The organism is Novosphingobium sp. (assembly GCF_041905565.1).
GTDB lineage: Bacteria > Pseudomonadota > Alphaproteobacteria > Sphingomonadales > Sphingomonadaceae > Novosphingobium.
This window is the reverse complement of sequence record NZ_JAYRKX010000028.1, coordinates 20926-28071: the sequence shown is the minus strand read 5'-3', so window position 1 is coordinate 28071 and position 7146 is coordinate 20926. Positions and strand designations below refer to the sequence as shown.

At 62.8% G+C, this 7146-nt stretch carries 8 protein-coding genes; 2 read left to right on the top strand and 6 right to left on the bottom strand.

The genetic code is table 11. The features are described 5' to 3' along the window. Window positions 1-177: 177 nt before the first annotated feature. From ACE3N9_RS16125 to ACE3N9_RS16115, 3 genes are all read right to left on the bottom strand, one after another. Window positions 178-570, bottom strand: coding sequence for a DUF2280 domain-containing protein (locus ACE3N9_RS16125; protein WP_374285431.1), 393 nt, complete (start codon window positions 568-570; stop codon window positions 178-180). 94 nt (window positions 571-664) lie between these two features. Continuing rightward, window positions 665-1327: a helix-turn-helix domain-containing protein gene (locus ACE3N9_RS16120; protein WP_374285435.1), complete on the bottom strand. Its 663-nt coding sequence runs from the start codon at window positions 1325-1327 to the stop codon at window positions 665-667. A gap of 67 nt (window positions 1328-1394) precedes the next feature. After that, window positions 1395-2147: a TauD/TfdA dioxygenase family protein gene (locus ACE3N9_RS16115; protein WP_374285429.1), complete on the bottom strand. Its 753-nt coding sequence runs from the start codon at window positions 2145-2147 to the stop codon at window positions 1395-1397. 95 nt (window positions 2148-2242) lie between these two features. Between ACE3N9_RS16115 and ACE3N9_RS16110 the strand changes: the two genes are divergently transcribed. Both ACE3N9_RS16110 and ACE3N9_RS16105 read left to right on the top strand, forming a co-directional pair. Beyond that, entirely contained in the window at window positions 2243-3229 is a 987-nt protein-coding gene (locus ACE3N9_RS16110) for an AraC family transcriptional regulator ligand-binding domain-containing protein (protein ID WP_374285427.1), read from the top strand. 130 nt (window positions 3230-3359) lie between these two features. Further along, the gene (locus ACE3N9_RS16105) at window positions 3360-3644 is read left to right on the top strand and encodes a hypothetical protein (protein WP_374285424.1); all 285 of its coding nucleotides are present in this window, start codon (window positions 3360-3362) and stop codon (window positions 3642-3644) included. Here ACE3N9_RS16105 and ACE3N9_RS16100 read toward each other — a convergent pair. From ACE3N9_RS16100 to ACE3N9_RS16090, 3 genes are read right to left on the bottom strand one after another with little or no spacing between them, the layout of a single operon-like run. After that, window positions 3611-5188, bottom strand: a complete 1578-nt coding sequence (locus tag ACE3N9_RS16100; RefSeq protein WP_374285422.1) for a class I adenylate-forming enzyme family protein — start codon at window positions 5186-5188, stop codon at window positions 3611-3613. The genes ACE3N9_RS16105 and ACE3N9_RS16100 overlap by 34 nt on opposite strands. Before the next feature lie 3 nt (window positions 5189-5191). Further along, window positions 5192-5965 carry an SDR family NAD(P)-dependent oxidoreductase gene (locus ACE3N9_RS16095; protein ID WP_374285420.1) on the bottom strand — a complete coding sequence of 258 codons (774 nt, stop codon included), beginning with the start codon at window positions 5963-5965 and terminating at the stop codon, window positions 5192-5194. Between the two features lie 19 nt (window positions 5966-5984). Continuing rightward, window positions 5985-7142, bottom strand: coding sequence for an acyl-CoA dehydrogenase family protein (locus ACE3N9_RS16090; RefSeq protein ID WP_374285417.1), 1158 nt, complete (start codon window positions 7140-7142; stop codon window positions 5985-5987). Between the last annotated feature and the right edge of the window lie 4 nt (window positions 7143-7146).

The window sequence follows — 7146 nt, the reverse complement described above, 5'->3', positions numbered from 1 at the left end:
GGGTATGGCCGAACTCAACCAATCCATGATCGAGGAGGAAAATCAGCCACTACACATCACCGCAAAGGCCGCCTGACGATGACCCAGGGCCACCGCCGAAATTACACCACGTTGACGGACGTGACCATGAGAGGCATCGACGGCAGCGCATGCAATTCAGTTGAGGATGGAAAACTCTTACTCTCCAATCGGCTGGCGACGATGGCTGCGCTGATAGCAGTCGCCCATCTCTTTCGCGGCTTGTTCAAGATAGCGGGCGGCCTGCACATTACGACCTTGGGAAAAGGCTGTTGCAAAAAGGTAATCAAGTTGCTTCATCCGATAGGCGCGGTTGGCAATTGCAATCGAGGATATATCGGCCTCGAAGCGCGCTCTTATCGCCCAAAAATGGGAGACCCAGTCGCTGCCAATAGCACACAGTAGAGACGTAGGATCATAAGCGCGGACGTGGCGAGGCGTGATCTTCACCCCGAACTCCTCGGCGATCAGGTCCACTACCTCACGCGCACGGCAACGGCAGGCAAGATGCTCGATAATCCGCCGTTTCACTGGTTCTGCGAGACGTTTCATTGGGTAAGTACCATGTAAGTGGGCAAAGTCGTCAAAGGGTGTTCGACGTCATCAGGTTGAGCAGAGCAGGGCGGGCAGGCGCATTGCATCAGGCCTAATTTGGCGTCACGCTGCGGTTCTGAATTAGCCGCGCGAAGGCGACGACATCACATTCGGGAACGTGGCGTGGTGACGTCGAGGACGTACGGGCGAATTCCACGCTCTTGTTAACCCACGCCTGCCAGGTATGCTGCCAGTCGGTTCGCTGAACGCCCTTCTTCTCGTTGTAGGCCCGAAAACGCTCCACCTGCCTCTGCAGCTCATCGCGCGACCAGCCGTCAACGACAGCACGGGCGTTAGTTCCTGCGGCAAACTCAGCCGGCCACCAATCTTCTGGAAGCGACATGGCGCTAGTGGGGCGTCCCGACTGCTTCTTGTGGTTCATTGATGGTTTGCCTGAATCTGGTTCAGGGGGGGCCGGAACGATGTTCCGGGGTTGCGGAACCTTGTTCAGGGCGGAATCTGGTTCAGGGGTGAACGATGTTCCGGGGAGGACCACAAAGGTGTTGCGATGACCTGACCGGGCTTGAATGGTGATCACTCCGTGCTCCCGGAGCCATTTGAGTGAGTTGCGCACTGCCCTGTCGGTCAAGCTGCACCTTGTCGCAATCCGCGGTACTGAAGGCCAGCAGGTCCCGTCATCCCGAGCGTGGTCGCAAAGGCAAAGCAGTACCATCTTGGGCGTTGTGGGGATATCGAGTTCCCAGACGGCGGCCATGTGCTGGATGCTCATAACTACCTCACCGCCTGGAATGCGCCATGGAACCGACCGCAGGCCGATCCAGTCACGCCATTCCTGCGTTTGGCGACGATGAACTCGATTTGCCCCTGAACCTGCGCGCGACTGTCTTGATCAGCGCTTCGCTGGCATCGGTCGGATAGCCCTTGATCCGCTGGACATAGGCATTGCCGACGAACAGGCACGGCTCGCCCGTGACGTGGTGGGCGATGACTGCCGGGTGGATCGCATTTTCACGGTTGGCGGCGATCCGATCGAGAATCTCCGGGGTGCCAAAGTTGTGGCGCATGGCGAGATAAAGCGAGTCATGCTCAACCTCGACGCTGGCGTAGAAGCGCTTCAGTTCTTCGGGCAACCAGCGATAGGCCGCGGTCATGCTGGACCACAGGGTATCGGCACCAAACGGCACTTCCGATGCTTGCAGCACCGACATGATGTTGGGGTGCTTGCGCGCCGTCACATCGTGGTGCCAAACGTCGGTGGTGGACGTGGTGTCGGCCGTGTTGCGGCGGCGGATATGCATCACTTCGGGGTGCCCCTGAGCTGCCATGGTCGGCGCGAAGGTGTGCTCTTCAAGCCGGTCGCCGAAGCCTAGAGCGACCTGCTTCATCTGATCGAAGCTCAGGTTCTGCTTGCGAGCGAACAGCGCACCATAGGTCCACAGTGCCTCGCGCAGTTCGGCCATTCCCTGCTCGTTCAGTTCGGAGAGATGGCAGCCTTCGATCCACCCGCCGATCACCGGAGTGCGGGGCACGACACGGAACTGGGAGTAGTCATGGGTTTCGAGGGCGTTGGACATGGTTCTCTCCAGACAGTTTTGATTATGCTGCCGTTCTAGTCGCAGATTCCGAATGCAATTTGACATTCTGGGACGGATATTGAACATTTTGGGACATGACGCACGATTCCATCCCGATGGCCCGCAGCGCTGTCCTTGATGGTTTCGAGATCACTGCGCGAAGCTTCGGGCTCGACCCGGGAGGCTTGCTGCGCACGGCCAGGATTCCCGATGCAAGCCTGCGCGATGCCGACCTGCCGATCCCAACCGCCAGTGTCATAACCTTGCTCGAACAGGCCAGCGCGGCAGCGGGCACGCCCTCGTTCGGACTGTTGATGGCGCAGGCCCGCGCGATCTCGGTGCTGGGGCCGGTTGCGCTGCTGATGCGCGAGCAGCCCGATCTGCGCGGCGCGCTGTCCAGCCTGACCCGGCTGGGCTGGGCCCAGGCCGAAGGCCTGGAGTCCTCGCTCGAAGACGATGGCGAAACCACGATCCTCAGCTTCAGCCTGAGCCCTGGCCTGCCGCACCCGGCCAACCAGACCATCGAACTGACAATAGCCGCGATTGTTCGGCTGCTGCGTCACTTCCTGGGGCCGGACTGGTCACCACAAATGCTGACCTTCAGTCATCGCCGTCCAGCGGATATCGGCCCCTATGCCCGGTTCCTGGGAATTATGCCGGTATTCCGGCTGGAACGGAACTCGATAGTCATGTTGACGACCGACCTCAATCGACCGATCGAACATGCCGATCCGGCCTTCGGTCGCCAACTTGAACGGCTGGTCGAAAGTACGGTTCGCCAGCGCGGCGCGGCGCGCAGCCAGCAGGTCAGCGATGCCATCCGCCGGATGCTGCCGACCGGCGACTGCTCAGCCCCTCGGATCGCCGACATGTTCGGAATTGATCGCCGCACGCTGCATCGCTGGTTGGCGGCAGAAGGCCAGAGCTTTTCGCAGCTACTGGACCAGACCCGCGCCGCCCTGTGCCTCCAGTATCGCAGCGAGGGCAGTCATTCGCTGACCGAGATTGCCCAGTTGCTTGGCTTCTCCAGCCTCAGCGCCTATTCCCGCTGGCGGCGCATTAGAGAGAGTTCCACGTGCTGATGGGAACCGTCTGACGCATCAATTTCATTTTCAAGCAATCCGCTCCCTTGCACACAAGGGACGCAAAATTCGTCGATGAGCAGGCCAACGCCCTCTTGTCACTGTGGCTCGTGCAAGCGTCGGGTGACAGATGAATGTCAGGCAGCTCCCGATCAGCGACTTTGCGCCTGCGAACGGCGGCATTGTCAGCGAAGTATTCGGCTACCTGAACGACGGTAATCTTCATTGGGCCATCCCGGCCATTGGAGATGAGTCTTGGGGCATTCAGAGCTTGACCCAACAGTGCATAATTGACGTCCTTGGAACGCGGGAAAAAGTTTTGGACCTATGCGCCCGCATGGCCAAGGAAAGCCGGATTGCTAACGCGGTCGTCCCGCCACATCAGTTGATCGACCTGGCCGACTGCGCCCAGTAGCGCTCGCTGACCTCGCGGCGCAGAACTTTGCCCACGGGAGAAAGCGGCAAGGACGCGGCGAAGGTAATCGTCTTGGGCGCCTTGTAGCTGCCCAGGCGCGCCTTGACGTGATCGATCAGGTCCTGCTCCGAGGCTTCCAGGCCTTCGCGCAGCACCACCTCGCCGTGGACCGCCTCGCCCCACTCGGGATGCGGTCGGCCGACCACCGCGCTCATCAACACGGCGGGATGCTCGGCCAGCGCGGCTTCGACCTCGATCGCGTAGACGTTGAAGCCGCCGCTGATGATCATGTCTTTCAGCCGGTCGACCAGGTGGAGGTAACCCTCGGCATCGATGAAACCAAGGTCTCCTGAATGCCAGCAGTCCTGATCGAACTCGGCCACCGTCTGCTCGGGGTTGCCGTAATAGCCCTGAACCACCGCACGGCAGCGGATGCGGATCTCGCCGGTCTTGCCTGCAGGCAATTCGTTGCCCTGCTCATCGGCGATAAAGACTTCGACCCCAGGCGTTGTCCGGCCAGTCGAGGCCAGGCGGTCGATCGCCTCGGCACTGTCGGTGCGGTGATCGGCCTTGCCCAGCAGGCTGACGATCATCGCCGCCTCGGTCGCGGCATAGGACTGGACGAAGATCGGCCCGAAGCAGTCGAGCAAGTCCTTGAGCTTGGCCGGGCTCATCGGCGCGGCGCCATAGAGCAATGTGCGCAATGACGTGAGGTTGCGCGGTGCCGCGTTCTGCAGTTCGAGCAGGCGGTAAAGCGCGGTCGGGACCAGGAAAGAATGGCTGATCCGCTCGCGTTCGACCGTGTCGATCCACGCGCCGAGATCGAGTGCGTTCATCGTCACGCTGGTTCCGCCCGAAAACAGCGTCGGATAGAACAGCATCGCCGCCCCGTGCGACAGCGGCGCGACATGCAGCGCACGGGTCTGCGCATCCCAGCCGAGTTCGGTGTGGATGAAGAAACTGTCGCGGCAGGCCATGATTTTGTCGGGTGTGTACATCGCGCACTTGCCCTTGCCGGTTGTGCCGCCGGTGAAGCGCATCATCGCGGTGTGGCCGGTCTGATCCAGCGCCACGTCGTTGTCCTCGTCCGAGGCGCGCGCGATCAGGTCGGGCAGGCACAGCACGCCTGCGGGCAGGTCGCTCGCCGCATCCACCGCCACCACGACGCAGCCCAACTCGCGCAGCATCGGCAGGTGGCTGCCGAGCAGGCGGTTCTCGAGGATCACCAGCTTCGGCCCGACAAATTCGATCTGCCGGCGGTGCTCTTCCAGCGAATCGCGCATGTTGGTCAGCACCGCCGTTCCTTCCTGCTTGAGGAACATCGGCATGTGCAGCAGCGACAGGTTGTCGTTCTCGAGGATCAGCATGAAACGGTCGCCCTGGCCGATCCCCAGCTCGCCCCGCAGCGCGTTGGCGATGCGGTTGGTGAGCAGGTGGTATTCGCGGTAGGTCAGCCGCCTCCCGCGCTCGACATTGACCAGCGCCTCGGCCTCACCAAACCGGCGGACCAGGCCGCGCATCACCCGGCAGAAGTTGAGCTTCATGGCTCAGCGCGACCGCAGCCGCGAGGCGGCGTCGAGCCGGATCGTCTCACCGTTGAGATAGGCGTTCTCGATGATGAAGGCGCAGCAATGCGCGAATTCCAGCGGATCGCCGAGCCGGTTGGGCGCCTCGGTCATCGCCTTCAATGACGCGAACACTTCGGGCGGGACCTGCGCGGCCATCGGGGTCAGGAACAGCCCCGGCGCGATCGCATTGACGCGGATGCCGTGCGCCCCCAGCTCGCGCGCGGCGGGCATGTTGAGCCCGATCACCCCGGCCTTGGTCGAGGCATAGGCGCACTGGCCGATCTGCCCTTCGAACGCCGCGCCGGACGAGATGTTGATCACCACTCCGCGCTCCTCGCCGTTCTCGGGTTCGTTGCGGGCCATTGCCTCGGCGCACTGGCTCATCACGTTGAACACCCCGACCAGGTTGACCATGGCCATCTGGGCGAAACGGGCCAGCGAGGTGGCCTTGCCTTCCTTGTCGAGCACCTTGCTCGGCCCGAGGATCGCGGCGCAATTGATGCAGGCATGGACCGCGCCGAAGCGTTCGACCACCGCCGCGACCGAAGCGCGGACCGAAGTATCGCTGGTCACGTCAGTGGCGACGAACATTGCCCGCTCGCCCAGTTCCGCCTCGGCGGCCTTGCCCGCTGCCTCGTTGACATCGAACAGCGCGACCCGCGCGCCTTTCTCGGCAATCAGATAGCGCGCGGTGGCGAGGCCCAGTCCGGAAGCGCCGCCGGTGATGACCACGACCTTGTCGGCAATCTGCATGTTTTCTCTCCTTGGATGTTCAGAACGCCGCCACGCCGGTGAGGGCGCGGGCGATGATCAGTTGCTTGATCTGGGTGGTCCCTTCGGGGATCGGACAGACGATCGCCTCGCGCGCCAGCTTTTCGACCAGGTAGTCGCGGGTGACGCCGTTGCCGCCGTGGATCTGCACGGCCTGCCGGGCGACGGTGACGGCCATTTCGCAAGCGAAGTACTTGGCCATCGCCGCTTCCATCTCGGCACCCTGCCCCGCGTCGAACAACTGCGCGGCCCGGTGGACCAGCAGCCGGGCAGCATCGACCTGGGTCGCCATTTCGGCCAGCATCGCCGCGATCAACTGGTGCCCGGCGATCACCTTGCCATGCTGGCGGCGCTCCCTGGCATAGGCCACCGCCTCTTCCAGCGCGCGGCGACCGAGGCCCAGCGACTGCGCGGCGACAAAGGCGCGCGACTTCTCGAAGTGCGACAGGGTGCGCTTCAGCGCGCCGCCTTCCTCGCCCACGGTGTTGCTGACGGGGACGCGCACATCGTCGAGAAATATCTGCGCGGTCGACTGGCTGTTGAAGGCGATCTTGTCGATCCCGCGCACCTCATAGCCATGCTCGTGCAGGTCGATCAGGATCTGGGTCAGCCCGCCGCGCGGATCGTCGCTGGTGCGGCACAGGCAGATCAGGAAATCCGAATAGGCCCCGTTGCTGATCCAGGTTTTCTCGCCGCTGATCACCCAGTGGTTCCCGTCACGCCGCGCGCGGGTGCGGACCTCCATCACATTGGAGCCCACGTCGGCCTCGGAGATTCCCATCGAGACGAAGGTGTCGCCAGCGACCAGTCCGGGCAGATAGCGCTCACGTAGTTCGGGCGATGCAACCTGTTCCAGCAGGTAGGCCCCAAACGAATTGATCAGCACCGGCACCGACAGATCTACGGAACAGGCCGCGACTTCCTCGAACAACATCAGCGAGGTCAGCCAGTCGAGCCCCAGCCCGCCAGCCCGTTCGCTCACCGCACCGCTGACCAGCCCGAACTCGCTGAGCCGCCGCATCAACCCCGCCATCACCTCGCGCGGCACGAAACGGTCGCGGTATTCCCTGGCAAACAGCGGATCGACTTCGGCGGCGAGGTAACGCCGCAGGCTGTCGACCGCCATCGCCTGTTCCTGGGTCTGAAGCACCTTGCCCATGGCC